The sequence below is a fragment of the Aureispira sp. CCB-QB1 genome, assembly GCF_000724545.1.
Classification (GTDB): Bacteria; Bacteroidota; Bacteroidia; order Chitinophagales; family Saprospiraceae; genus Aureispira.
Window position 1 is genome coordinate 114,211 of the sequence record NZ_JHBV01000030.1, and the last position, 24,022, is coordinate 138,232.

Below are 24,022 nucleotides of genomic sequence, written 5' to 3' on the forward strand. Positions count from 1 at the left end.
ACATGTTATGTCAACAATCAATTTTAGCAGAGAAATTTCGAATCTAGAAGGTGCATTGAGTAATTTTGCATTTAAGTTAACTAAAAATAGAGAAGATTCTAAGGACCTATATCAAGAGACAGCATATAGGGCATTAGTCAATCAAAAGAAATTTCGAGTAGGAACTAACCTAAAAGCGTGGTTATTTACGATGATGCGCAATATCTTTATCAACAACTATCGTAAAAAAATGAAGCGCAATACAATTTTAGATTCTACAGATAATAACTTTTATCTTAATTCTGGAGGACCTATCATTGTTAATGATGCTGATTCTTCTATTATGATGCGCGAGCTGCAAGAACTGGTGAACAAATTAGAAGACAACATCCGTGTTCCCTTTATGATGCATTACTATGGCTACAAATACCAGGAAATTGCCGAGCAATTGGATTTGCCTTTGGGAACTATCAAAAGTCGTATTTTCTTTGCTCGTCAAGAGCTAAAGAATGCTGTTCTTAAAAATTACAAAGGCACGTTAGGAAGAACTGCTTAGTAATTTTAATCAAACAGTTTATATAGGAGCAGCTTCAACAAATTGTTGAAGCTGCTTTTTCTATTTTAAACCATACCAAACTAGCTCTACACTATAAACACTGCTCCTTTTTTTTGTGTTTTTTGTGGAACACTTCAACATTAAACAAATAAAAAAAAAACAATTCCATATAAAACAATCAAACAAGCCCAATTAACTAATAATCAACAAACTAAAACCAAAAATAGAGAGTAAAAAAGCATTTATTGTTTACACTTAAACACAAAAACATTAAACAAAATTTGCTTTTTGTTTATTTTTACCCTATCTTTGTTTAAACAAACGGAGAGTTATTTTACTCAAAAACAAAAAATACTATATTATGTCAACGATCAATTTCGCAAAAGAAATCTCTATTTTAGAAAATGCATTAAGCAATTTTGCATTTAAGCTAACTAGAAATAGAGAGGAATCTAAAGATCTTTATCAAGAGACGGCATATAGGGCTTTGGTTAATAAAGATAAGTTTCGAGTAGGAACCAACCTCAAGGCATGGTTATTTACGATGATGCGCAATATCTTTATCAACAACTATCGCAAAAAAATGAAGCGCAATACAATTTTAGATTCCACAGACAATAATTTTTACCTTAATTCTGGAGGACCTACCATTGTCAATGATGCTGATTCTTCTATTATGATGAACGAGTTACAAGGACTGGTGAACAAATTAGAAGACAACATTCGTGTTCCTTTTATGATGCACTACTATGGTTACAAATACCAAGAGATTGCGGAGCAATTAAATTTGCCTTTGGGAACTATCAAAAGTCGTATTTTCTTTGCTCGTAAAGAGTTAAAGAGTGCTGTTCTTAGAAATTACAAAAGCGTTTTAGGAAGAACCGCTTAGTAATTTAGATTAGTAGTTCGTTTATTTTTTACTTTTTACCAAAAAAATAAAAATCACATTTTTATTTTTTTGATAATCAAACTAATAAATCTTTTCAACGAACTATTACTAGATCAAACAGTTATATATAGGAGCAGCTTCAACAATTTGTTGAAGCTGCTTTTTTCTTTTCTACAAACAGTTTATTCTTCATCTATAACATAATCTACAGAGCGTATTTGGGCAATATATTTAATGACTCTTTTCATAAATAAAGGCGTTATATGATGTGATAAAGAAGGCTTATCTACTAAAAGAATTTCGTACAAAACAAACTCTTCTACCATCTCATGATCTAAACACAAACCAAAAGCATTCATAACAGGATAGTTTCGCTTGTCATCTTTCTTCAAGTTGGTATAAGTCATATACGTTCCTATGATGGCTTCCATTTCTTGTTGAAATAAATAGTCGGTCACTTCTTGTTGTTCTTTGATATATTGGTAATCTGTATCATAATTCCAAACTGCTTTATACATTCCATAAGTCAACCAAATACCTTCAGCAGTTACTACAACTGTTTCTCCATCTTTGTAAATGTACATGAGTGGATCAAATCCCCAATTCCTGTAATACCATTGCCCCTGTTGTTCGTATACCTCAACCAATCGCTTAATCAATCTAGGATGATTTCTATTGTAAATATGTGCTAGTGTCAAGGTATAAAGAGCAGAATCTATTTGACCTTTTTTTAATAAAATTTCGGCAGAAAGCCATCGAGCTAGATAATCAATAGGATTTAATTCAATTGCTTTATTTAGCCAAGTTGCCGCTTTTTTGTAATTTTTTTCTTCGTAATAACTCTCACCAATCCAAGTATAAACTTGTGCATGTTGAGGATTTTTCTTCAATATTTTATGATAATAACGACGAGCTTTTTCATAATTAGGATTCTCTATACTTACAATATCTCTTGCCTTCTCTCGCCAAGCAATTTGTTCTTCGGTTTCAGTATCTTTATACTCTAATTGATGCTCTCTCCCATCTATTGCTTGAATATACGCCCCATGCGGCAATACTTTTCGCTCTTTCGCAGGTACTTCCCCATACAGTTGCTCTAGTTCATACTGCGTAGGCGATGCTTCCATAAAAGTCAAGATTTCTAATGGAGTAGATAATTGAACTTGTGCATTGGTCAACGAGAAAGTGGCAACAAGAAAGAATAAGGATAAAAGTAACTTCACGAGCTTAGAACTAAAGGTTAAAAAGAATCGTTTTCTAGCAAATGCTCAACTATTGAATACAAGTTGTGCTTGAAAACTACTTTAATTGTCATTTTAAGTCTTTTTTTATCGAAAAACTAAAAACTACGAACTATTACTACTAAATGTACATTTTTTTGTTATAATTTTAACTTTACACAAAACCTTTACACCTTTTCCTGCGTACTAAGTAAGGTGTAATAAAACACCAATCTATTAAAAGGTGTTTTGGGTAAGTTTAATATTTTGAGTCTAATATAGAAATTTTTTGAGTCGTATGGACGTTGAGTTGGGCATAAATAAATTAGAACAATTGTTGTTCCCGCTAGGCTACAAACAAGATTTGAGCCAATCCAAACCAATTTTTTGGAAAAAGATAAACCAAAATGATTTGCGTAGCCCTTATGCATTTAGTTTGGTCATTATCACTTTAGATGAATTCACAGTTTTTATAGAAGGGCTTAACGAACCTAGGCTAAAACGTGCTATTGATGCTGGAATCATCGAAATCAACTCTCCTGAAGATGTAGAAGCGCTCAAAGAAATTGTATTCGAAACAACTTTAGACAATCAACAAAAACTAGAAACTGTTTTGCCATTTTTCGAAGAACAATTAAATGTTATTGAAACAGAGCCTATTTATTCCAAAGTCTATAAGCGTGCCTTGGCTAATATTGAACTTTTGATCGAAGCAGCCAATGAAGTGGAGTATTAAATACACCCCATATACAACTACAAAAATAGTTAAACTTAAATTAAAATTTTGAAGAAACTTTTAATTTAAGCACTTTCTCTTTATATTTATAGATTATAATATCTACTTATTCTTATTAGTATTTGTGGATAAAATAATCCACCTAAAAATCACTCATTCATTACCAAACATGAAAATTTTTCTTTTAAAATATCTTTGTTTACCAATTATCTGCTTCACTAGTGGTTATTCATACTTATTTTTGAATAATCAATCGATGCTTTTAAACGAGGACTTTGTAAAAAGAAAAGGACCTCAAGAGAAGCGAGTAGTGATTCACAATGCTAAAAATAACTCCACACAAGTAGTAATCATCGATCCCCCAAAAGATGCTTCTAAAGAGAAAAAAGAAAAGGATTTTGCAAATAAAGACAAAAATATGCTGCCTGATGTAGAGTTCTTGAAATTTATCATCGACAAGAGCAAAGAAGGAATTCCTGTTTTAAAATTTGACGGTTTCTGGGCTGCCTTTAGCTAAAAATATTTCCATATATATACGATATCAAACAACTGCCTCAAAAGACAGTTGTTTTTTTATTTGGCTTTGCTTCTTTTAGTTTCTTGAATTAAGAAGTTCAAATCAGAGAACAGACCAAACAGATAGCTAAATTTTATACGACAAAACTCATTGCGACCTAGCCATAGCAATAGCAATAGAGTATAATTTTTTTGCCAACACCTTACACAAAAAATCCTATACCAACCCAAAGGCTAGTATAGGATCTATTTATGTCTCTAAACAGCTAAAAATTAAGCGTTAGATGTTTTTATTTACTATTCTTGAAGAATGAATCAACAAACTCTCGCTTATCAAACTCTTGCAAATGATCCATTCCCTCTCCTACTCCAATGTATTTAATTGGAATATTAAACTGATCGCTAATTCCAATAACAACCCCTCCTTTTGCTGTTCCATCTAATTTGGTTACCGTTAAAGCCGTAATTCCGTCATTTGTCACAGATGCAAAATGTTTTGCTTGTTCGTAAGCATTTTGCCCTGTAGAACCATCTAACACTAACATGACCTCATGAGGAGCCCCAGGTATTTGTTTGCCAATAGATTTGTTAATTTTCTCAAGCTCCCGCATCAATCCTTTTTTGTTGTGCAAACGACCAGCAGTATCAATAAAAACAACATCATGTCCATTTTCTTTGGCATGGCGAACTGTTTCATAAGCAACGGCAGCGGGATCAACATTCATTCCTTTGCTATAAAAATCACAACCAACACGGTTAGCCCAAATTTCTAGCTGATCTACTGCTGCGGCACGAAATGTATCTCCTGCCCCTAACAAGACTTTCTTCCCTGCTTCTTTATATTTATTGGCTAATTTTCCGATAGAAGTTGTTTTTCCAACACCATTTACACCAATCACCATAATAACATAAGGCTTAACACCTTCAGGAACTTCATAAGTAACAGAATCGTTAGAATTATTAAGCGCCAACAACTGAACGATTTCATCACGTAGAATTTCGTTCAATTCTTTCATAGTTACATATTTGTCACGTGCAACACGATCTTCAATACGTTTGATGATTTTGATTGTTGTCTCTACTCCCACATCCGAAGCAATTAGAATATCCTCTAAGTCATCCAAGACCTCTTCGTCAACAGTATTTCGACCAGCAAAAGTAGTGGCTACTTTAGAGAAAAAACCTTTTCTTGATTTTTCTAATCCTTGATTTAGGTCTTCTTTAAGTTTTTCCTTTTCTTCCTCTTTTTTGCCAAAGAGCTTATTGAAAAATCCCATAGTGTGTTCAATTATTATGAAAGTGCGTTTAAATTTTAAGCTTTTGAAGCTAAAATTTAGACCTGCTCTAAAAGTGGGTGTAAGCACAAAAAGCTTCCCCAAGAATAAGGAGAAGCCTGTTGTATATTATTATTAATTTTAGAAAGCTTGATTATTTAGCTTTAAAAAACTCGTTTACTTGATCTTTGTGAATGATTACTTCTTTATAAGAAATCTTTCCAGTAATTGGATCTTTCACAGATTTTACGCATTTAACGTGATCTTTTCCTGAACCATTCTGAGCACGTTGCCCAGCTCTCTGGTTTTTTGATACTTTCTTAGCCATAATTATTTGATTTCTTTATGTATAGTATATTTTTTCAAGATAGGGTTGAATTTTTTCAACTCCATACGATCAGGTGTGTTTTTACGATTTTTCATCGTGATGTAGCGAGAAGTACCTGGCATACCAGTTGATTTGTGTTCTGTACATTCTAAAATAACCTGAACTCGATTACCTTTACTCTTCTTAGCCATAGCTTATAATGATTTTAATCTTTTCGAGAATTGCCAACTTGTTCGTTGCTAATAAAAATTAAGCGAACTGTTCTTATTTAATAACAGAAGAAAGTTTCACTTTTTTGTTATTCAAACCTTCTGGTTCGTAAGTGATAGAGTAAGACTTGTGTCCATTAGCATCAACATGCTCTACTCTTCTATACCCACGTTTCGCATTTTTAGCAGCCTCTATACTTTTTGCATCTTCTACCCATACTTTAGGATCAAAACCAGCAGCTAATTGTTGCTTTAGATACTTAAACGTGCCAATTTTTTCCATATTACGCAACGCTCTAGTAGTCAATTTCAATTTAATCCAAGCATCAATCTCTCTAACATAAATACGTTTTGTTTGTAGATTTGGATTGAAGCGTCTTCTTGTTCTACGCTTTGAGTGAGAAACATTGTTACCTACTAGAGGTTTCGTTCCGGTTAATTGGCATATTTTAGACATGACTTTCTTCTAATTTAAAACGTCCCGACACTAAGATTGGACGGGACTGATTGTTTTATTATTATCTCCTATTTTAGTGACTTCAGAGGGAGTCGAACCCCCAACCTTCTGATCCGTAGTCAGATGCTCTATCCAATTGAGCTATGAAGCCGGTGCTAATCAGCGAAAAAACCAAGTTTATTTTGTATTGCTTATCTCGCTAAGCGGTTGCAAATATACGCACAGTTTTTAAATCTGCAAACTTTTGGCAAAAAAAAATCATTTTTTTTCAAAGTTTTTTTTTGATTGCCCATAAAACCAAATTACTTCTGAGCATATACTTGTTTCATAACAACAAGAGGCTGTTTCATTTAGTTCGAAACAACCTCTTTTATTTTATATTTTTTTTAGTTAGGAATCTTAGCAAAAAATTATTCCTTGAAGAACTTTGGTTTTTCTTGATGTTTCGCTTTGCCTTGTGTAGAATGTTTGCCTTCGACTGTTTTGGTGGCGTGAGGAACCAACATCAATCGTTCTTTGCTAATTAACACCCCTGTTGCAGAACAGATACCATATGTCTTATTTTTGATGCGAATCAAAGCATACTCTAGATTTCGAATAAACTTTTGTTGACGAGCTGCCAACTTGCTCAAATGCTCTCTTTGCCAATTAGAAGCGCCATCATCGAATGTTCCTGCACGATTTTCATCTCCACTATTGTTCAATTCTTGTAATTGGTCCTTCAAATCATCTAGCTGTTGTCTAGCATCTGCCAATTTTTCATTAATCATGATTTCAAACTCCGCTAAATCTTCATCACTATATCTAGTTCTCTTTTTATTCTCTTCACTCATAGATGTCTATTTTAAGTTCTATAAATAATTTATTTGGGTGATAATTTATATGTTTCATTACAACCTCACTAATTAAACTCTACCAATAGAGCGGTGCTACTTTTGAGAGGTTTATGATTAAAAAAGGATAGACTTACTTCTCTAGAATTATAAATAAGTCAATAATATTTGTAAAAAACAATAAAACAAAACGTTTCACTTGTTCTACTCTAGTAATGCACAAGAAACGGACAATTATACCGCAAAGTTTCAAAAATTAGAAATTAATTTCATTATTTTTTCATTACCCGACAGTTCATTTGTGGTCATATTAACTTTACAGCATATTGTTGCAAATAAAACAAAAAGAAGTAAAATCATTCTCCTTCAAATAGTTAACCAAACACAAAAACGACAGTTCTCTATGGTTAACTGCCTATTATGCATGCAATTTTCTTACCAATTATTATTATCCATAAAATGTACCCTTCCTGGCAAAAAGAGACCAAATAGTTACAATAGCCCTAGTAGTTAAAGAATTTGTTAATTTTATGTTGAGTGCTTGTTATTTTTTTCTATACCCAACAACACCTTTATTTTAACCATTCATGGCAAAAGTTGTTTTTTTTAATAGGTGTAGAAGTTGTTTAAAAAGCATCTTATTTTTTAAACAACTTCATACAAACTCCCTACAACGATTTTTTTTGTACGCTTTAAAGCTTCTCTTTGATAAACGTTATAAAACTAGACAAACGGTTTAAGGTCTCTTCTTGCCCCAAAATTGCCATTATTTCATAAACACTAGGTCCCCCCATTTCTCCTGACAAGCCCAATCTAAAAATAGGCAGTACCTCTCCTTTTTTCTCTTCAATTAAAGGTTCTATTGTTTTCTCTAAGTTAGACGCATCAAATGGACTTAACGTTGCCAACGCTTCCGTTAATTTTTTCAACAATGCTTCCAAATCTTCATTCCACTTGTTCAGTACTTTCTTTTGAAAGTTCTTTTGATGTTTGGCAACAACCGCCTCCAAATCTAAGTCATGAAAGAAATAATGCCCTTGTATGTAAAAATCTGTTACATAATTGATTCGCATTTTCAGCAATCCTGCTACAGCATTCAATTTCTCTTCAGACATTTGAACACCTTTTGACTCCAAATCAACACGCACCAAATTTACCAAATCGGCGTTCTCCATTTGTGCCAAATACTGTTTGTTGAACCAATTGGCTTTTTCAAAATTAAATCGTGCTCCCGAAGAAGAAACTCGATCCATACTAAACCCATCAATCATTTCTTTTTTAGAATAGATTTCTTGTTCTGTTCCATCATTCCAACCCAACAACGCTAAAATATTCAAAACAGCTTCTGACAAAAAGCCCCATTCTTTAAACCCTCTAAAGCTATCTGCTTGAGTTTGACCAATCCAATCCAAAGGAAATACAGGCATTCCTAAACGGTCCCCATCTCGCTTACTTAATTTACCATACATACTACTACGCAAGAAAGTCTTTACTTCCTTCTGCAAATTAGAATCTTTCTTCTCGTTGATTCGAATGCGCTCAGATACATTTTTAAAATCTTGCAACAGTGGCTGGATAATTTTAGCCACTTGCTCTTTTTTAGGAGCATAGGCTTCATGTTTGAGTACAAAATCTTCTGTAAAACGCTCGGTAAACGACTGTATGGTTTTCTTATTCAAATAAGCAGTTGGTTCTGGTTTTAGAATTAGAGGCAAATGTGCAAAAGTAGGCATCGCATCTCCCCACCCCAGAAACTGATACAACAACACATGCAGAGGCGTTGATGGCAACCACTCTTCTCCTCGAATAACATGCGTAATTTTCATGTGATAATCATCGACAATATTGGCTAGATGATACGTTGGCATGCCGTCATTTTTTAACATGACTTTGTCGTCCATTTCAGCACAATTAAATGTCACGACACCACGAACCATATCCTCAAAGGTCACATTACCTTCTCCAGGGATCATTACTCGAACAACTTCTGGCGCTCCCCCTTTGACCAAAGAAGCACACTCCTCTTTTGACAAAGTCAAAGAGTTTTTCATTTGCATACGTGTAACAGCATCATATTTGAATTTGGTTCCTTGCGCTTCTGCTGCTTCTCTAGCTGCTTTTAACTCTTCCTCCGTATCATAAGCATAATAACCATACCCGTTTGCAATCAGTTGCTCCGCAAATTTTTTGTAAATACCAGTTTCTTTGCGTTCCGACTGACGATAAGGACCATAAGGACCTCCTTTGGCAGGGCTTTCATCAAACTCTAAGCCTAACCATTCTAAGGCATCTATAATATACTGCTCTGCTCCTTCTACATAACGAGTTTGGTCGGTATCTTCTATTCTTAAGACAAAAGTTCCTCCATGTTTTTTAGCTAATAAGTAATTGTACAACGCTGTACGGACTCCGCCTATATGCAAGGCGCCTGTTGGACTTGGCGCAAAACGAACACGCATGTTAAATCTATTTTATTGGTTATGAATGAATCAATAATCTGTTCAAAAAATAATACTAAAAACTGAGTTTACTTTTAGTCCTAATCAAAGAACAAAAAGAAATGCAGTTTAGCCACACTGTTACTTTTTGGTACTTTAGTATTTTCTCTGAATGCTTACTTAAGCAACAACAAGCTGATCATATTGTTCTTGGCTACACTTAAAGATTCGAGAACACAAGTAGACAAAAAACTATTCTATCAATGCAAGTAGTTTTGGGTTCATATTTTTTGAATGATTATTGGAACTATCAACCCTTCAGTAGGTCAAATAATTCCTTAAAACGCTGCAAAGGTACAAAAAAATAGGCACAAATAGAATGTGCCTAAAGAGTTTTACAGAATATCAATGCTTCTGTTTTGTTATAATTTGCCAACCGTTTATTTTATTGATCCGATTGTGTAAATAGAGGTTCTGTGCCTCGTGTATTAACTTTGATTACTCTATAATTATCCAATATAACCACAAAATTATCATCATCTTCCCAAATCATAGCATAGGCATAATCTACTAAGTCTCGGTTAAAAATTCGATGGCATTTGCTGTCTCGTCGAGCACTCATAAGATATAATAATCCCGACTGATCATTGACCAGAAATTGAGTACCATCAGGACTCAATGCAGGCAAAGGCGTCCATGCGGTACAAGAATGTTCCGCCTGTCCTACAAAACGCACCCCTCGCTTTCCTTGAAAATCGACGGTATAATCATGTTCCAAATGCGCATCAAATCGATGAATTTTAATTTTTCCATTGGTATCTTTTACAATCCAATACTCATTGTTTTTGGGATTTGAAAAGACTTCTGACATTTGAAATCGATGCACAACTTCATGTATAATTTCTTTCGTTTTAAAGTTCAACTTACTCAATCGCTTGCTGTTACTCTCTGCAATAATAACATGTTCATTATCATAACGAGACAAACACAATCCATCTATAAAATCAAAATCTCCTCCTTCTGGTTTGCCAAAAGAATATTCTAATTCTCCTTGTTCGTTCATAACAAAAATTTTATCAGAATTATTGGCAAGGATATGACCATTCTTTGTCCATAACAAATCTGATAAATAAGCATCGCCATATACGGGCTCACCAATCATCTCACCAGTTGCCGCATCAAAAATGGCAATCGACTTATTTTTAGAACTCGCTGCTAGTTTGGTTTTGTCAGGACTCAAAGCCACAGACCTTCCATATCCGTTGATCCGATACAATTGGTTCCCATCCCAATCTCTGGCAACTATAAACGTTTTCCACGAGGCACAAAATCCATTGTTTAAACGATGCAACCGAAAGTCCCCCTTTACAGAAGAATAAGTAAATTTATACTCTTCTGGAATCACATGGTATTCCTCTCCATCGTCTACATAATCATTCGGGTAGGCTGCTACTTGGTCTGTATTTGTCTTAGTGTTGTTATATTCTTCCATCGAAGCCCCTGGAACCATTTCATTTAATTTGTCTTCAAGCATTGATTTCAACTTCGATTTTATTTTGTCAAAGAAACTCATCTCTATTGGTTTATTTTTTATAAAAATTATATTTCGACGCTATCCCCACAAAAAAGAACAGCATTCAATGTAAGCTTATCTATTGATTATCAAAAGTCTTCTTTTTATACATATTCATATATTCACCTCTACCCAAACCAACACAAACAACTATTTATCAACCACATAACCTTCAACAAACAATAAAATTCAATCTATAAACTTCTAAAAATAATATTTTCATAAAAAAACGAACTAGGAAGGAACTAAATCTCCTTGTTTTTCATTTCATTAATTCATCTTTCAATAAAAACGCTATCGCATGAATATCATTGTCAAAAGCCGTCGAAATACTACTAGAACATTGGAGAAAAATTTTCCTAATGCAATTATTCTAGACTTAACATCGAAGGCAGATGAGCCATGGATTAAATTCAGTCCTTTTTATCCATTGGAAGAAATTCCTATTCCTTTTTCGGGAGACAAAACAGGTGCTTCAGTAGAAGGGATTTGGCAAGGTTTAAAGGTTTTTGAAACAACAGGAATAGATGCTAAAAAATTTGAAAATAGAACGCTAAAAGGGCTAAAACGCACGATAAGAAAATTTGGACAGGTACTGGGGCATCAAAAGGGACTTGATTCGACAGAGCTGCTTTCTTATATCGAGGCTCGAAAACAAATTTATGCTCCAATGTATCTTTGGGTATTGAAAAATAAACTTCAAAAAGAAGTTGAACAACTTAAGCAATTAGCTCAACAACATGACACCATTGTGCTATTAGACTACGAAACCAATGGAGATATTAACGACCCAAATAAACCTTTGTCTCATGCCTTCTTAGTCAAACACTATATAGAAGGCAATTTCCCAATTTAAGAATTGGACTTTTCATATACAACTCTAATAAAAAAGTTCTAACTTTAGGGCTTTGAAAAATAAGCCGATTATTAAAAATAATAGACTGCGTAAAATGAGTCATAAAAATAACGATGCGCCAAAGACAGAATCTTTGAATTTCATTGAGCGAATCATAGAAGAACACAACGAAACTGGAAAATTTGACAACCGAGTATTAACCCGTTTCCCTCCTGAACCCAATGGATATTTACACATTGGACATGCCAAAGCTATCTGCATTAATTTTGGTATTGCACAAAAGTATGGAGGCAAGACTAATTTGCGTTTTGACGATACCAATCCACTAACAGAGGAAACTCGTTTTGTAAATTCTATCCAAGAGGACATCAAATGGCTAGGATTTGAATGGGAAAAACTATTATTTACGTCTGACTACTTCGATACTTTATACGAGTATGCCTTGAAACTCATCAAGGATGGATTGGCTTATGTTGATTTTTCTACTCCTAAAGTAATGGATGACGAAAAGAAAAAAGGTCAAGAAAGTAAATATAGAAATAGTACGGTAGAAGAAAATCTAGCCGAGTTTGATAAAATGAAAAATGGTGCCTACGAAGAAGGCACTTGTGTGCTGCGTCTTAAAATTGATATGCAAGCAGACAACCGCCATATGCGTGACCCTGTTATTTATCGTATTCTAAAAACACCACATCACCGTACAGGGGACAAATGGTGCATCTATCCAATGTACGACTGGGCTCATGGGCAATCGGACTCTATTGAACGTATTACGCATTCATTGTGCTCTTTGGAGTTTGAAAACCACCGTCCATTATACAACTGGTGCCAAGAAAAATTGGAAATCTATCGTTCTCAACAAATTGAATTTTCACGCCTTAATTTAGACTATACGGTTACCAGCAAACGTAAATTAAAGGAATTAATTGAACTGGGCTTGGTTCAAGACTGGGATGACCCTCGTATGCCTACGCTTTCGGGGATGCGTCGCAGGGGCTATACGCCTGCTGCTATCCGAGATTTTATTGATCGTGCAGGGGTTTCCAAAAGAGACCAATATTTGGCTCTATCATCTTTAGAAGGAAGTGTTCGAGATGACCTAAACAAACATGCTCCTAGGGTTATGGGGGTATTAAATCCGCTCAAAGTAGTCATTACCAACTACCCCGAAGGAACAACAGAAAACTTGGAAGTTGACTACCATCAAAAAGATGAAAGCATGGGAAGTCGTACCATTCCTTTTTCTCGTGAGGTCTATATTGAAAAAGAAGATTTTGCAATTGAGGCCAATCGCAAATGGCGTCGCTTAGCCCCTGGAAAAGATGTTCGTTTAAAAGGAGCTTATATTGTTCATTGTACCGATTTCAAAACGGATGAAAATGGAGCCGTTGTAGAAGTGCATTGTACCTATTATGAGAATAGCCGCTCAGGACAAGATACTAGTGGAATTAAAGCTGGAGTGATTCATTGGGTATCTATCGAACACGCTGTTCCTGCTCAAGTGCATTTATACGATCGCCTATTTAGCGACCAAAATCCAACGGGACACAAGGAAAAAGGTGTCAATGAAAAAGGAGAAGAAATTGAAGTAAGTATTGACTTCAAAACATTCTTAAATCCAAATTCTTTAAAAACTGTTTCGGCTTATTTAGAGCCTAGTTTAGTTAATGCTCAACCTAGCGATTCATTCCAATTCATGCGTTTAGGGTATTTTTGCGTTGATAAAGATTCTACCAAAGATAATTTAATCTTTAACCGATCTGTGACACTCAAGGATTCTTGGGCAAAGCAAAAAAAATAAATTCAACAATAAGTAATCGTTCAAAAAAAATAACAAGTAAAACAGTCTTCTTTTTGCGCTACTCTTCATCAGAAAAACTTGTCTTAGCTCGCTAAGCCTTCCTTTTTCTTCTTTGATTAGCAAAAAAAATAATCCCATTTTTTGTTCTTATTTTTTCTGACCTCTTACTTAAAAGATAAAAGGTTTAGCAATGAACATATTGCTAAACCTTTTTTTTTTATAAAGAGTCATCTTCTAATTCTTTACTCCGTTGAAACCATGCAGTAGCTGCGCTGCTACTACGTGGTACCATGTGAGGGCTTCGCCGTTGATTATCTGCAAGATGCTTTTTTATGTTTTTACTTCGTGAGCCTACGGGTTTGTAGAAAAACTAAAAAAGCAACGGAGTATTACTAATTATTACAAACAATTTAACAACTCTTTTGCTTGCAAATGATAATTTCCTCTGCTATCGACAATTTCTTGTAGCAATGGTTTTACGTTATCCCACTGCTCGTATTTTACATTCAATAAGGCTAAGAACCAAGCAGCATCCATAGAGAAAATAGATGCCTTAAATCCATAAACAGTAGACAAGTGTTCTTGTGCCAAGCTGTATTCCTCTTTTTGCAGATAAATGATGCCCATTCTCAACAAAAGTTCCATATTACTAGGATCTTGTTTGAGTAATTCCTGATACTCTGCCAATGCGGACAGTTCGTCCCCTGCTGCAAATATTTGGTCAATTGCTGCAATTTGTTCGTTGACCGAACGCTGTTCTTCCACTTCTTTCTCCAACGTAGAAACAACTCCTCGATGTGTATAAAGCGATAAATCTACCTGATGGATATAATGATATGCTTTATTAGAAATTGAAGAAGCATTCCAATAAGCATAACTAGATCCCATTAAGAGTATAATGAATATACTTATAATAATAAGTGTTGTTTTAGTCATATAATTATATCTATAAAAAATGTCCTTGCTAATTTCGCCCTACCAAACTGATCTATAACAATTTAAAGTAGCAAATTCTTTTTTAATGGACCATTATTACTGAACGAAAAAAAGAATAATTAGTTGCTCTCTCATATATCTATTTTTATGCCACAGTACTTTTTTTTCTCAAAAATAAGCAAGTATATAATTGCCTAATCAACAATAAGCGTCGTTCTTTGTAATAGCCATCTATCAAGATTTTTTGGTCGATAATGCTAAAAGTGACTTTTTTTTCTGTCCCAAAAGTAGGGAGACTTGTATGTGAAACGGTTAATTCTACAAGATTAGCAGCTTCATGCTGCTAGTACAAGCTTACTAAGCAAACTTAGTTCGTTAACAATGTAATATTCTTTAGAGCCAAATAGCCATCTCACAAAATGAATATCATGCAATACCAACATCAACCTATTGATAAAGTCAAAATACTAAAAAAGATAGGTTTTTATTGATTTTCAAGTTATTTTATCAAAGATTGACTACGCTGATACTTCTTCGTTGAGAAAAGTCTTTGGTTGGATAGTAACATTTTTATAACTAATTCATTAATAATCTAAATACAGGCTTGCTATTCGTCCTTCTAAAACCTTAGAAAATCGAATTTTGAGCTTTGTTTCATTTTTTTTGTGTAAATTAGATATTTACTAAAACCTTTTAGATAAATACACGTACATCTAAATCTTTTCAAAAGTTCGTGAAAAACCATCAATGAAAAACACAATTCTAACGCTTAGCTTATTTTTATTTTTTTCTACCCTAAATTTTGCACAGACTATTACAATCACCGGGTCTGTTATTGATGACGATACAGAAGAAGCAATGCCTTTCTGCAACGTATATGTATACGGTACTAGCACGGGGGTTACAACTGACATTGATGGCAATTATATCATTCAATTTGATATCTCAGAGGGAGATACCTTGGCTACTAATTCGCTAGGTTATATAGATGTTTTGAAACCAATAGACAGTACCAAGAGTGAACAGGTGATTAACTTTAGAATGAAATCTAGTAGCATAGACATGGGGCTAGATATTACCGTTGTTGCTGGTGAAAATCCTGCAAATGAAATCATTCGCCAAATCAATAAACACAAACCTCAAAATGATTTGGAAGGAGTGGTTGCTTCTTACGAAACGGAACAATACACCAAAGTTGAATTGGACTTGGTAAATATTACTAAGGACATGAAAGATATGAAAATCTTTAAAAAACTTCAATTCATTTTTGACAATATCGATACCGTTTCTGATGTTAAACCCTTTTTGCCTGCTTATGTTGCAGAAAGCATTTCTGATGTGTATTATGTTCAGGGCAAAGAAAAGAAAGAGATGTTGAAAGCACAACGTGTCTCTGGTGTTAAAAATCAAACTGTTGTAGAGTTTATTGGTAGCATGAACCAAGAGTACAACATTTATGACAACACTATAAAGATATTAGGTAAAGAGTTTATCAGTCCGTTTTCAAATGTAGGCCTAACTTTTTATGAATACTATATCATGGATAGTACTCAAGTCAAAGGACAATGGAGTTACAAACTGAAATTTAAACCAAAAGACAAAAGCGGCAATACATTTTACGGTGACTTTTGGGTTTCTATGGAGGACTATGCCTTGCTTCTCGTAAATATGCGTATGAATCCAGGGGCAAACGTCAACCTTGTTAATCGAATTATCATTTATCAAGAATACGATCGTTATAAAGAAAAATACTGGATTCCACTCAAACAAAAAACGGTCATTGATTTTGCAATGACTAAAAAAGACAAAGGTCTTGGTATTATTGGTCGAAAAACCGTTTCTTTTAAAGATTTTAAAATCGACCAAAACGAAACAGAACAAACGTTTCAAGAAAAAGATCCCGAAGATATTCGTTATGACGAATTAGCCAAAGCGGATACATTTTGGACTCAAAACCGACACGAAGAACTTTCTAAGAATGAAAAAGGCGTGTATAAGATGGTAGATAGTGTTCAAAATATTCCTTTGTTCAAAACCATCGCTGAAATTGCAACCATTGTTGTTAATGGTTATAAAGATATTGGTCCTATCAAGATTGGTCCCTATTCAAAACTCTTTACTTGGAACGATGTAGAGGGGGTGCGCTTAAGTTTGGGAGTTGGAACAAGCAATAAATTGAGCAAAAAATTCCAAATCTATGGTTATGTAGGTTATGGTTTTAAAGACAAACGATGGAAATATGGAGGCAATACCCAATATGTATTCAATCGTTACCGAAGGTCTGCTATTGGTGCCAGTTTTTTTAATGATGCTACTTTTGAAAATAGAAGTTCAGAAGAACGCAAAACCCAAAGTTTGTTTGCGGGATGGTTGCGACGGGCGATTCCTCAAAAAATGATGTATGTCCAAGAAGGAAAAGTTTGGTTTCACCACACTTGGAAAAAAGGTTTTTCTAATCGCTTGGCAGTCATGCACCGTCGCCTAAATCCTGTTGGACATGAAAACACTAGGTTTGGAGGACTTAATTTTAAGTTTTTGCAGGAAAATGCAGAGAATGGTTCGGTAGATACGATTACCCAAATTCGCTCAACAGAAATGGTTTTCAAAACCCGTTTCGCTTACAAAGAGCGCAAAATTTCGGGTCCTTTCAAAGATTTGAGTCTTGGCTCTAAATTTCCAATTGTTAGCTTGGATTACACCTTGGGCGTAAAAGGCATTTTACAATCTCAATTTAATTTTCACAAAGTCAGACTGGGTATTAAGCATTGGTTTTTTACAAGTCCTGTCGGGTGGGTTGAATACGAGTTGGAGGTTGGCAAAATATTTAGTGCTACTGCGCTCCCCTACCTTTTGTTGGAAGTACATCCTGGTAATGAGGCTTATTTTTACAACAAAACCTCTTTTAACAGCATGAATAGCTTTGAATTTGTAAGTGATTTCTTTGTTCATGCTAGAATTGAGCACCATTGGGATGGTTTTATCTTAAATCGTATTAAATTTATACGTGATTACTTAAAATGGCGTTTGGTTACAGCTGCTCGTGCCAGTTGGGGGACTTTGTCTGCCAAGCATGAAAAAGCCAATCACTTGAATCACTACGACAGAAGTATTAAGCGTTCTAAAGATCGCCAACGTCCCTTCACAGAAGGTCCTTTTTACGGCACGTTTGATAAGGGTCCCTATACCGAAGTAAGTATTGGTATTGAAAATATTTTGCAGTTCATACGCGTAGATGCTTTGTGGAGAATTAACTACTTAGATAATAGAGATGCCCAACGTTTTTCTGTTCGTGTGACATTGAATTTTACGTTTTAAATCTTCAACTATGCGTGTTTTGCTTTTTTCTTTTGTTGTTATTTGTAACTGGACATTGCTTTCAGCACAACAAGCAAATACGCTTTTGACAGGAACGGTTCTTAACGATTCTATTGGCGAAGTAATTTTAGAAATTAACAAACGATACATCAACAATACTGTTGAAGAATACAGTGCTGCACTGAATGCGACTCAAAACTTTGGGATTGCCTGCCGCATCGAAATTCCACAGTTGGTTACACTCCGTTATGGAGATCAACAGTGCCAATTGTTTTTAGAGCCCAACGATTCTCTTCACGTAAAATTTGACAGTCGAACCTTTCCTGAAAAGATTAGCTTTGGACAGCGAGGAAAAGACAACAATAGCTTGTGGCAAAATTATCAAAAACAATTTCCTAAAGATCCTGTTATTTTCAATTACCGCCAGTACAGAAAAGGAATTCACTACTATAAGATTCACGAAGATTTGGACAAAATAATGCAGCAAACGCCACCAACTGAATTTGTCTACCTCTTAAAAACAGAACGACAAAAGAAGGAATCTATGTACTTGCTTTTTAAGGAAGACCCTGATAAGAAGTTAACAGAGGAATTTAAAACGTTTTTGCAAACTGAATTTGATTATGACCAATGGCTAAAATTGTTGATATATGGAGATGTCTATCAAGGTAGGCATCGTTTAGACACTAGCTTTTTGAGCTTCTTAGATACGGCACTAGTCTTGAATGATTTATCGTTGGGCAACGAACACTATCGAGATTTCATTACCGCATTTGTTCATTACCGCTGCCGCTACAAAGCCAATACCTATGAAAGTATTTACACGCAATTATACCATTACAGCAAAAATTACTTAACAGGACGAACAAAGTATTTTACGATGGCACAATTTCTAGCAACAGCTTTGCGCAAGGATAATCCAACAGCTATTTTGCCCATCTACGAAGATTTTATAAAAGAAAATCCTTATTACGAATTGGATAAGGTCGTCTTAGATCCCTTTCAAAAAGCCAATCAGTTTGCAGCAGGAACAACTGCTCCCGATTTTGCCTTAAAAAATGCTCAAGATGAAGTCGTCCAATTGTCAAAACTCAAAGGCAAAGTAATTTATTTGGACTTCTGGGCATCTTGGTGTCGCCCCTGTATGCAAAAAATAGAGGCACTACAAGCTCTAAAGACACAGTTTACAGATAAAGAAGTAGTATTCTTGCACGTTTCATTGGATCGCTCCCCTCAAACTTGGAAAAAAACATTAGAAGAGAAGCAATTTAGTGGACAACATTTATTTTTTGATCCTAGTCGTTCTAACATTACCGATGATTATGAAGTCCTGTCAGTGCCCAAGTTCTTTTTAATTACCAAAGAAGGAAATTTTGCTTTTACCCCCAGTTCATTTGACTCTAAAGAATTGGAATTAGCTTTGCTAAAATTATTACAAAATTAGCTTTTCTGAAATAGTAGATTAAGGCATTGTCCTTCATTATCAGCTAAGCTTTCTATCCAAGGAATTGCTACGTTCATAGCGAACTACTCTCCTATTAATACTTCAAGAATTTCTTATTCTCGAACTCGTACCAATTGTGTAGGAATAGCGTTGGTATGAGGTTGCCCATTGATAATCGTACTAAGTTCCAGAGTTAAGTAATCGCATTCGTCCATTGTTATTGCATAGCTATTTCTATAAAAAAAACTATTCGTTGGTGTCAATCTAGAAAAAATATATAAGCTATCATAATCAATTGTATACTCTTTATATTTGTATTCTCCTTCTGTATCTTTGTAATAACTCAATAGATTTCCAGGATCGCTTAATTTACCATTTTTAAACTCTAACGTATAATCTGGACCAAGATTACAAATCCACTCTCCTTCTATATTTTCGCTGGCAGGAATACAAGGTTCCTCGACACAAGCACTCAACAACAAGGCTCCCAACATTAGTAACAATATTTTATTCATTTTTGTCTGATTTATGGCAACCAAAGATACCATCAAATTTGATTGTTTAGAGTATAAATATACAAACGATGCTCCAAATTAATGATACCTTTTAGTGGTTTTAATTATTTAACTTCCAAACAATACTGCTTGGATTAAACCTCTTTACTAGAATGCTGTTGATAATAATGGTCCTCTGTAAAGTAAGTGCAATTTTGGGTTCATTTATGCCAATAAATTCCTAAAAATTGCTTTATTTTGCCCTGCAAAAAAATTTAAGAGGCTGTTTTCTCTAATTTAATCAACGCTAAATAATGGCTGATACTAATTTTTATAAGCTAAAAGTAAAAGGCGTTCAAACAGACACAGACAATGCTGTTGTGCTTAGTTTTGACGTTCCTAATAATTTAAAAGAAACATTTCAATATAAACATGGGCAATATTTGACTTTGAAATTTATGTTCAGAGGCAAGCAAGAACGTAGAGCTTACTCGCTTTGTTCTAGCCCTAGCATGGATAAAGATTTAAAAATCGGTGTAAAACGTGTCTTTAAAGGATTGGTTTCTAATCATATCAATGACAATGTTACGGTTGGTACAGAAATCGAAGTAATGCCTCCGCAAGGGCATTTTAACACTGAATTGAATCCCAACCAGTCTAAAGACTACTTCTTGTTGTGTTCTGGTTCTGGAGTTACTCCTATGCTTTCTATTCTAAAAACGATTCTTGAAGAGGAACCTAAAAGTCAGGTCTGCCTTTTGTACGGGAATAGAAATGAAGATACGATTATGTTCAAAGCAGAGTTGGAACAATTGGAAAAACGTTATGCAGGGCAGTTAAACGTTATCCATACCCTTTCAAAACCCAAAGAGCGTAAAGAAGGTGGTATCTTTGGTTTGTTTGCTAAAAAAGTGGTAGACTGGGATGGCATGAAAGGTCGTATTGATGCCAAAACAATCAAAGAGGTTTATACCAAATATCATCGTGGCAATACTCCTGTAGAAACATTTATGTGTGGTCCTGAAGGAATGATGCGTACAGCTGAAGATACATTCAAAGTATTGGGTGTTGATGATAAAAACATTCACATTGAATGGTTTGTCGTAGAAGATAAAGTAACTGATGGCATTGGGAATAGCAATGGTGCCAAAGCAATTGTTACCATGAATGGCAAAAAAATCGAATTAAAACTTCAACCCAACGAATCTATCTTAGATGGTTTGTTACGCATAGACGAAGACCCACCTTATTCTTGTATGAGTGGTGCTTGTTCTACTTGTGTGTGTAAAATCGTTAGTGGAGATGCTGAAATGGAGCGTTGCTTAGCGTTGAGTGATGATGAGGTCAAAAATGGCTATTTGTTGAGTTGTTCGGCGATTCCTACTACAGATGAAATTGAAGTAAACTTTGACGTTTAGATCAACCATCGTTTAGAACGAAACATAAAAAATCCTGCTTAACTAATATGCTAAGCAGGATTTTTTTTGCCTTCTATCAATTTTTAAAATAACAATAAGCAAAAAATAAGCTTTGTTTTAAAAATGTTCTAAGTACTCTATAAGGCAATTAGTTGGCAAGTATCATCATTTTAATTCATCAAAGACTTAACTTCTTCGTAAGTAGGAATGTGCTTGTGGTGCCATTTTTTCACAACTTTACCATCTTTGAGCAGCACTAAACCAGGATTAGCACGAATAATTGTCTTTAATAATTTATCATCTGCGGTATCAAACTCATAGGCTCCATTGACATCGTGTCTAAACTCATCTATAGTCTGCTTGCCTGTGTAATAATACAATGCTTTGGTTGTATATCCTTCTTTTTCTCCCTTGGCAGCTAATCCACTGATTTGCTTAAACGCCTCTTTATTCGCTTTATCCAAATCGCCACCAATTACTAAGAAATTATACGTTGGGTTATTCAAAACATCGTCAAATCTAAAGTATTGAATCTGAGAATTACAACCTTCGTGAATAGTTTTGGTTTGTGTTTTTTCTTTATCAACCTGCCAAATGGCTTTCCCTTCCGCATTTTTATCCTCCCACAAATAAGCATGTTCCATGATCTTGGCGGAATTGATCAACTGTATTTCTCCTGTCTCTGTATTCTCATAAGTATAAACCGTTTCTACAATAGCAACATCTGCGTCACAAGCTGCTTTAGCTGCTTTTAAATCCGTTCCTTCTGCAAAAGGTCTAAAATCAACCATTGGTTTGTTAAAATAGAAATTTTGGAAGCAGAACCAAGTTGCTAAAACAATCAATAAAGTCACAACAATTGTTCTAACATTCAAGGAAGCTATCTTTTTATCTCTTGGCAACAGCTCTTTTAACTTATTGGTATTTAAAACCAAAAACAACGATAAAATTGTAAATATAATATCCTTTACAAAGGTCTCAATTGGTTTTAATTTTAAAAAATCTCCAAAACAGCCGCAATCTGTAATACGAATATTTCCATCGCTAAAATTCTCCCAGTTTGCAAAATCTAAGATGCCAATTTGTTCTGATTTGGACGTATAACCTGTCAAGTAATTAAATCCTGTCAAGAAAGTAAAAAACACCATCATACTTAGCGTGGTCCAAGTAGTTTTTCGGTCTCCTACTCCCAAAATTAAACAAGCTCCTAAAACCAACTCCAATACCAACATAATTAGAGAAAATGGCAAAGCATTATCATGCATAAGATCCATCAAAGGAAGCCCTTGTGCGGCAAACTCGGTAAAATAATCCTGCATCTTATAAGCTGTTCCTAATGGGTCTACAGCTTTGACCAAACCTGAAAAAATCAGTAAGGAACCAACAAAATACTGTACAAACCACTGTAAAGGATGGATAACAGCATGTTCTTTGAGTTTTGAATGTCCCACACCTATGGTGGCAGTTAAGGCTATTGCTGCAATCGCAATATAGAGAAATAGAGTATAAACTGTCATGTTCTTTGTTTTTTATGTGTATTTTTAACGGACGATTATCGAGTACAATAGGCAGCTGTGCTGCTTCGTGATTTTAACAAACTACTGCTGTATAAACTATATTTGGTAATAATACCTAATTTCAAACTATTTTATTGGGAGGCTACTCCCCTTCTTCAGCTATTTTTATAAGGGCAAAAACAGCATAATTAATGATGTCTTGATAATTTGCATCTAAACCTTCCGAAACCAAAGTAGCTCCCTTATTATCTTCGATTTGTTTCACTCGGAAGATTTTCATTAAAATTAAATCAGTCAAAGAACTTCTACGCATATCTCTCCAAGCTTCTCCATAATCATGGTTCTTTTTTTTCATGAGCTCAAACGTAGCCTCATGATGCTTGTCATACAAAGCAATCACCTGTTCTTCTGACAACTCCAACGGAGCATCCTCTGGCAACTCCAGTTGAATTAATGCCATAATGCAATAATTTACCAAACCAATATACTCACTTTTCACACCTTCGTCTACTTTCATAGAACCTTTTATTTCGATTTCTCGAATACGTTTTGCTTTAATAAATAGCTGATCGGTCAAAGAGGAAGGACGCAAAATACGCCATGCGGTTCCATAATCCTTGTTTTTATTTAAGAAAAGTGTGCGACAAGTTTTTGTCTCATTTAGGTATTGTTCAAATGTATGATTAGGCACTTTTTGTTAATTTAAATGATGATGTGAACAAATATACAACCTTATAACTAAAAATTTAGTTAACAAAACTATAAAATATTATTTACACGGTTTTCGATTCCTCTCAATTGGTCTCTACACTGCTGCACCAAAGCATTGGCTTGCTCCACATTTTGCAACAGTCCTCCGATCTCATTTCCTTGATTTTCAATATTTTTCAAGATTTCTTGCAACTGCTCCAATGTTTCTTCGTATGAATTAGAGGCTGCGCTTTTTGCAGCTTTATCTAGATTTTCGTCATCTTCAAACATAGAATCGATGTTTTTTTTGCTATATTACAGATTAATATTCTACCCCCTTAAGAGCTAAATCAACATTCTTTGAAAGAATAAAGATTGTATTATGTTTAGCTCTTTTTGTATTAGTAGTCTGCCCTCAACCACAATTCACTGATAAGCAATGCCTAAAAAATCAACTATTCGCTTTTTTACGTAAAGGTTAGTCATTTAGGTATAGCCCCCTCACGAACAAAGTGCATGATTAACAGGCTACTAATGTATAAT

The 24,022-nt window shown here is 34.6% G+C and carries 22 protein-coding genes and 1 tRNA gene; 9 read left to right on the forward strand and 14 right to left on the reverse strand.

Annotated features, from left to right (window positions below; genetic code table 11):
- Nucleotides 1–7 precede the first annotated feature (7 nt).
- Both CG11_RS14985 and CG11_RS14990 read left to right on the forward strand, forming a co-directional pair.
- Nucleotides 8–535: an RNA polymerase sigma factor gene (locus CG11_RS14985; protein WP_052597596.1), complete on the forward strand. Its 528-nt coding sequence runs from the start codon at nt 8–10 to the stop codon at nt 533–535.
- Nucleotides 536–896: 361 nt separating this feature from the next.
- On the forward strand, nt 897–1,424 hold the full coding sequence (locus CG11_RS14990) for an RNA polymerase sigma factor (RefSeq protein ID WP_052597597.1): 528 nt from the start codon (nt 897–899) through the stop codon (nt 1,422–1,424).
- Between the two features lie 182 nt (nt 1,425–1,606).
- Here CG11_RS14990 and CG11_RS14995 read toward each other — a convergent pair whose 3' ends face one another.
- Nucleotides 1,607–2,647, reverse strand: a complete 1,041-nt coding sequence (locus tag CG11_RS14995) for a M48 family metallopeptidase (RefSeq protein WP_063833117.1) — start codon at nt 2,645–2,647, stop codon at nt 1,607–1,609.
- Nucleotides 2,648–2,942: 295 nt separating this feature from the next.
- On the opposite strand from CG11_RS14995, the gene CG11_RS15000 reads away from it, so the two are divergent.
- Together CG11_RS15000 and CG11_RS15005 are read left to right on the forward strand one after the other, a co-directional pair.
- Entirely contained in the window at nt 2,943–3,380 is a 438-nt protein-coding gene (locus CG11_RS15000) for a hypothetical protein (protein ID WP_052597599.1), read from the forward strand.
- Nucleotides 3,381–3,636: 256 nt separating this feature from the next.
- On the forward strand, nt 3,637–3,897 hold the full coding sequence (locus CG11_RS15005; protein WP_052597600.1) for a hypothetical protein: 261 nt from the start codon (nt 3,637–3,639) through the stop codon (nt 3,895–3,897).
- A 289-nt stretch (nt 3,898–4,186) separates the two neighbouring features.
- Here the strand turns inward: CG11_RS15005 and ftsY are convergent, their stop codons facing one another.
- From ftsY to CG11_RS15040, 8 genes are all read right to left on the reverse strand, one after another.
- Nucleotides 4,187–5,173: a signal recognition particle-docking protein FtsY gene (gene ftsY, locus CG11_RS15010; protein ID WP_052597601.1), complete on the reverse strand. Its 987-nt coding sequence runs from the start codon at nt 5,171–5,173 to the stop codon at nt 4,187–4,189.
- Nucleotides 5,174–5,324: 151 nt separating this feature from the next.
- Nucleotides 5,325–5,498 carry a DUF4295 family protein gene (locus tag CG11_RS29210; RefSeq protein WP_072011001.1) on the reverse strand — a complete coding sequence of 58 codons (174 nt, stop codon included), beginning with the start codon at nt 5,496–5,498 and terminating at the stop codon, nt 5,325–5,327.
- A gap of 2 nt (nt 5,499–5,500) precedes the next feature.
- On the reverse strand, nt 5,501–5,689 hold the full coding sequence (gene rpmG, locus CG11_RS15015) for a 50S ribosomal protein L33 (protein ID WP_052597602.1): 189 nt from the start codon (nt 5,687–5,689) through the stop codon (nt 5,501–5,503).
- A 73-nt stretch (nt 5,690–5,762) separates the two neighbouring features.
- Nucleotides 5,763–6,164: a 50S ribosomal protein L28 gene (gene rpmB, locus CG11_RS15020; protein ID WP_052597603.1), complete on the reverse strand. Its 402-nt coding sequence runs from the start codon at nt 6,162–6,164 to the stop codon at nt 5,763–5,765.
- 77 nt (nt 6,165–6,241) lie between these two features.
- A tRNA-Arg gene (locus CG11_RS15025) sits at nt 6,242–6,315 on the reverse strand.
- Nucleotides 6,316–6,574: 259 nt separating this feature from the next.
- On the reverse strand, nt 6,575–6,997 hold the full coding sequence (locus CG11_RS15030) for a molecular chaperone DnaK (RefSeq protein WP_052597604.1): 423 nt from the start codon (nt 6,995–6,997) through the stop codon (nt 6,575–6,577).
- A gap of 692 nt (nt 6,998–7,689) precedes the next feature.
- Nucleotides 7,690–9,456 (reverse strand): glutamate--tRNA ligase, encoded by a 1,767-nt coding sequence (gltX, locus tag CG11_RS15035; RefSeq protein WP_052597605.1) that lies wholly within the window; start codon nt 9,454–9,456, stop codon nt 7,690–7,692.
- Nucleotides 9,457–9,880: 424 nt separating this feature from the next.
- Entirely contained in the window at nt 9,881–11,008 is a 1,128-nt protein-coding gene (locus tag CG11_RS15040) for a hypothetical protein (protein ID WP_052597606.1), read from the reverse strand.
- 301 nt (nt 11,009–11,309) lie between these two features.
- On the opposite strand from CG11_RS15040, the gene CG11_RS15045 reads away from it, so the two are divergent.
- Nucleotides 11,310–11,864, forward strand: coding sequence for a hypothetical protein (locus CG11_RS15045; RefSeq protein WP_052597607.1), 555 nt, complete (start codon nt 11,310–11,312; stop codon nt 11,862–11,864).
- 94 nt (nt 11,865–11,958) lie between these two features.
- The gene (locus tag CG11_RS15050) at nt 11,959–13,665 is read left to right on the forward strand and encodes a glutamine--tRNA ligase/YqeY domain fusion protein (RefSeq protein ID WP_052597608.1); all 1,707 of its coding nucleotides are present in this window, start codon (nt 11,959–11,961) and stop codon (nt 13,663–13,665) included.
- A 399-nt stretch (nt 13,666–14,064) separates the two neighbouring features.
- On the opposite strand, the gene CG11_RS15055 is transcribed toward CG11_RS15050, so the two are convergent.
- Nucleotides 14,065–14,601 carry a lipopolysaccharide assembly protein LapB gene (locus tag CG11_RS15055; RefSeq protein WP_156039788.1) on the reverse strand — a complete coding sequence of 179 codons (537 nt, stop codon included), beginning with the start codon at nt 14,599–14,601 and terminating at the stop codon, nt 14,065–14,067.
- Nucleotides 14,602–15,348: 747 nt separating this feature from the next.
- On the opposite strand from CG11_RS15055, the gene CG11_RS15060 reads away from it, so the two are divergent.
- Nucleotides 15,349–17,916, forward strand: coding sequence for a DUF5686 and carboxypeptidase-like regulatory domain-containing protein (locus CG11_RS15060; protein WP_052597610.1), 2,568 nt, complete (start codon nt 15,349–15,351; stop codon nt 17,914–17,916).
- 10 nt (nt 17,917–17,926) lie between these two features.
- The gene (locus CG11_RS15065) at nt 17,927–19,360 is read left to right on the forward strand and encodes a TlpA disulfide reductase family protein (protein ID WP_052597611.1); all 1,434 of its coding nucleotides are present in this window, start codon (nt 17,927–17,929) and stop codon (nt 19,358–19,360) included.
- Between the two features lie 113 nt (nt 19,361–19,473).
- On the opposite strand, the gene CG11_RS15070 is transcribed toward CG11_RS15065, so the two are convergent.
- Nucleotides 19,474–19,875, reverse strand: a complete 402-nt coding sequence (locus CG11_RS15070; protein ID WP_156039789.1) for a hypothetical protein — start codon at nt 19,873–19,875, stop codon at nt 19,474–19,476.
- Nucleotides 19,876–20,168: 293 nt separating this feature from the next.
- On the opposite strand from CG11_RS15070, the gene CG11_RS15075 reads away from it, so the two are divergent.
- Entirely contained in the window at nt 20,169–21,272 is a 1,104-nt protein-coding gene (locus tag CG11_RS15075) for a ferredoxin--NADP reductase (protein ID WP_052597613.1), read from the forward strand.
- Nucleotides 21,273–21,442: 170 nt separating this feature from the next.
- Here CG11_RS15075 and CG11_RS15080 read toward each other — a convergent pair whose 3' ends face one another.
- The 3 genes from CG11_RS15080 to xseB all read right to left on the reverse strand — a co-directional run bounded on the left by CG11_RS15080 (nt 21,443) and on the right by xseB (nt 23,770).
- On the reverse strand, nt 21,443–22,789 hold the full coding sequence (locus CG11_RS15080) for a MauE/DoxX family redox-associated membrane protein (protein ID WP_052597614.1): 1,347 nt from the start codon (nt 22,787–22,789) through the stop codon (nt 21,443–21,445).
- A 142-nt stretch (nt 22,790–22,931) separates the two neighbouring features.
- A complete protein-coding gene (locus CG11_RS15085; protein ID WP_052597615.1) occupies nt 22,932–23,480 on the reverse strand; it encodes a DUF1599 domain-containing protein in 549 nt (182 codons plus the stop codon).
- A 68-nt stretch (nt 23,481–23,548) separates the two neighbouring features.
- The gene (gene xseB / locus CG11_RS15090; protein WP_052597616.1) at nt 23,549–23,770 is read right to left on the reverse strand and encodes an exodeoxyribonuclease VII small subunit; all 222 of its coding nucleotides are present in this window, start codon (nt 23,768–23,770) and stop codon (nt 23,549–23,551) included.
- Between the last annotated feature and the right edge of the window lie 252 nt (nt 23,771–24,022).

Excerpts from the sequence above, each read along its gene's own strand:
- CG11_RS14985 (WP_052597596.1), top strand. The coding sequence starts at position 8 with ATGTCAACAATCAATTTTAGCAGAGAAATTTCGAATCTAGAAGGTGCA.
- CG11_RS14990 (WP_052597597.1), top strand. The coding sequence starts at position 897 with ATGTCAACGATCAATTTCGCAAAAGAAATCTCTATTTTAGAAAATGCA.
- CG11_RS15000 (WP_052597599.1), top strand. The coding sequence starts at position 2,943 with ATGGACGTTGAGTTGGGCATAAATAAATTAGAACAATTGTTGTTCCCG.
- CG11_RS15005 (WP_052597600.1), top strand. The coding sequence starts at position 3,637 with ATGCTTTTAAACGAGGACTTTGTAAAAAGAAAAGGACCTCAAGAGAAG.
- ftsY (WP_052597601.1), bottom strand. The coding sequence starts at position 5,173 with ATGGGATTTTTCAATAAGCTCTTTGGCAAAAAAGAGGAAGAAAAGGAA.
- CG11_RS29210 (WP_072011001.1), bottom strand. The coding sequence starts at position 5,498 with ATGGCTAAGAAAGTATCAAAAAACCAGAGAGCTGGGCAACGTGCTCAG.
- rpmG (WP_052597602.1), bottom strand. The coding sequence starts at position 5,689 with ATGGCTAAGAAGAGTAAAGGTAATCGAGTTCAGGTTATTTTAGAATGT.
- rpmB (WP_052597603.1), bottom strand. The coding sequence starts at position 6,164 with ATGTCTAAAATATGCCAATTAACCGGAACGAAACCTCTAGTAGGTAAC.
- CG11_RS15030 (WP_052597604.1), bottom strand. The coding sequence starts at position 6,997 with ATGAGTGAAGAGAATAAAAAGAGAACTAGATATAGTGATGAAGATTTA.
- gltX (WP_052597605.1), bottom strand. The coding sequence starts at position 9,456 with ATGCGTGTTCGTTTTGCGCCAAGTCCAACAGGCGCCTTGCATATAGGC.
- CG11_RS15040 (WP_052597606.1), bottom strand. The coding sequence starts at position 11,008 with ATGAGTTTCTTTGACAAAATAAAATCGAAGTTGAAATCAATGCTTGAA.
- CG11_RS15045 (WP_052597607.1), top strand. The coding sequence starts at position 11,310 with ATGAATATCATTGTCAAAAGCCGTCGAAATACTACTAGAACATTGGAG.
- CG11_RS15050 (WP_052597608.1), top strand. The coding sequence starts at position 11,959 with ATGAGTCATAAAAATAACGATGCGCCAAAGACAGAATCTTTGAATTTC.
- CG11_RS15055 (WP_156039788.1), bottom strand. The coding sequence starts at position 14,601 with ATGACTAAAACAACACTTATTATTATAAGTATATTCATTATACTCTTA.
- CG11_RS15060 (WP_052597610.1), top strand. The coding sequence starts at position 15,349 with ATGAAAAACACAATTCTAACGCTTAGCTTATTTTTATTTTTTTCTACC.
- CG11_RS15065 (WP_052597611.1), top strand. The coding sequence starts at position 17,927 with ATGCGTGTTTTGCTTTTTTCTTTTGTTGTTATTTGTAACTGGACATTG.
- CG11_RS15070 (WP_156039789.1), bottom strand. The coding sequence starts at position 19,875 with ATGAATAAAATATTGTTACTAATGTTGGGAGCCTTGTTGTTGAGTGCT.
- CG11_RS15075 (WP_052597613.1), top strand. The coding sequence starts at position 20,169 with ATGGCTGATACTAATTTTTATAAGCTAAAAGTAAAAGGCGTTCAAACA.
- CG11_RS15080 (WP_052597614.1), bottom strand. The coding sequence starts at position 22,789 with ATGACAGTTTATACTCTATTTCTCTATATTGCGATTGCAGCAATAGCC.
- xseB (WP_052597616.1), bottom strand. The coding sequence starts at position 23,770 with ATGTTTGAAGATGACGAAAATCTAGATAAAGCTGCAAAAAGCGCAGCC.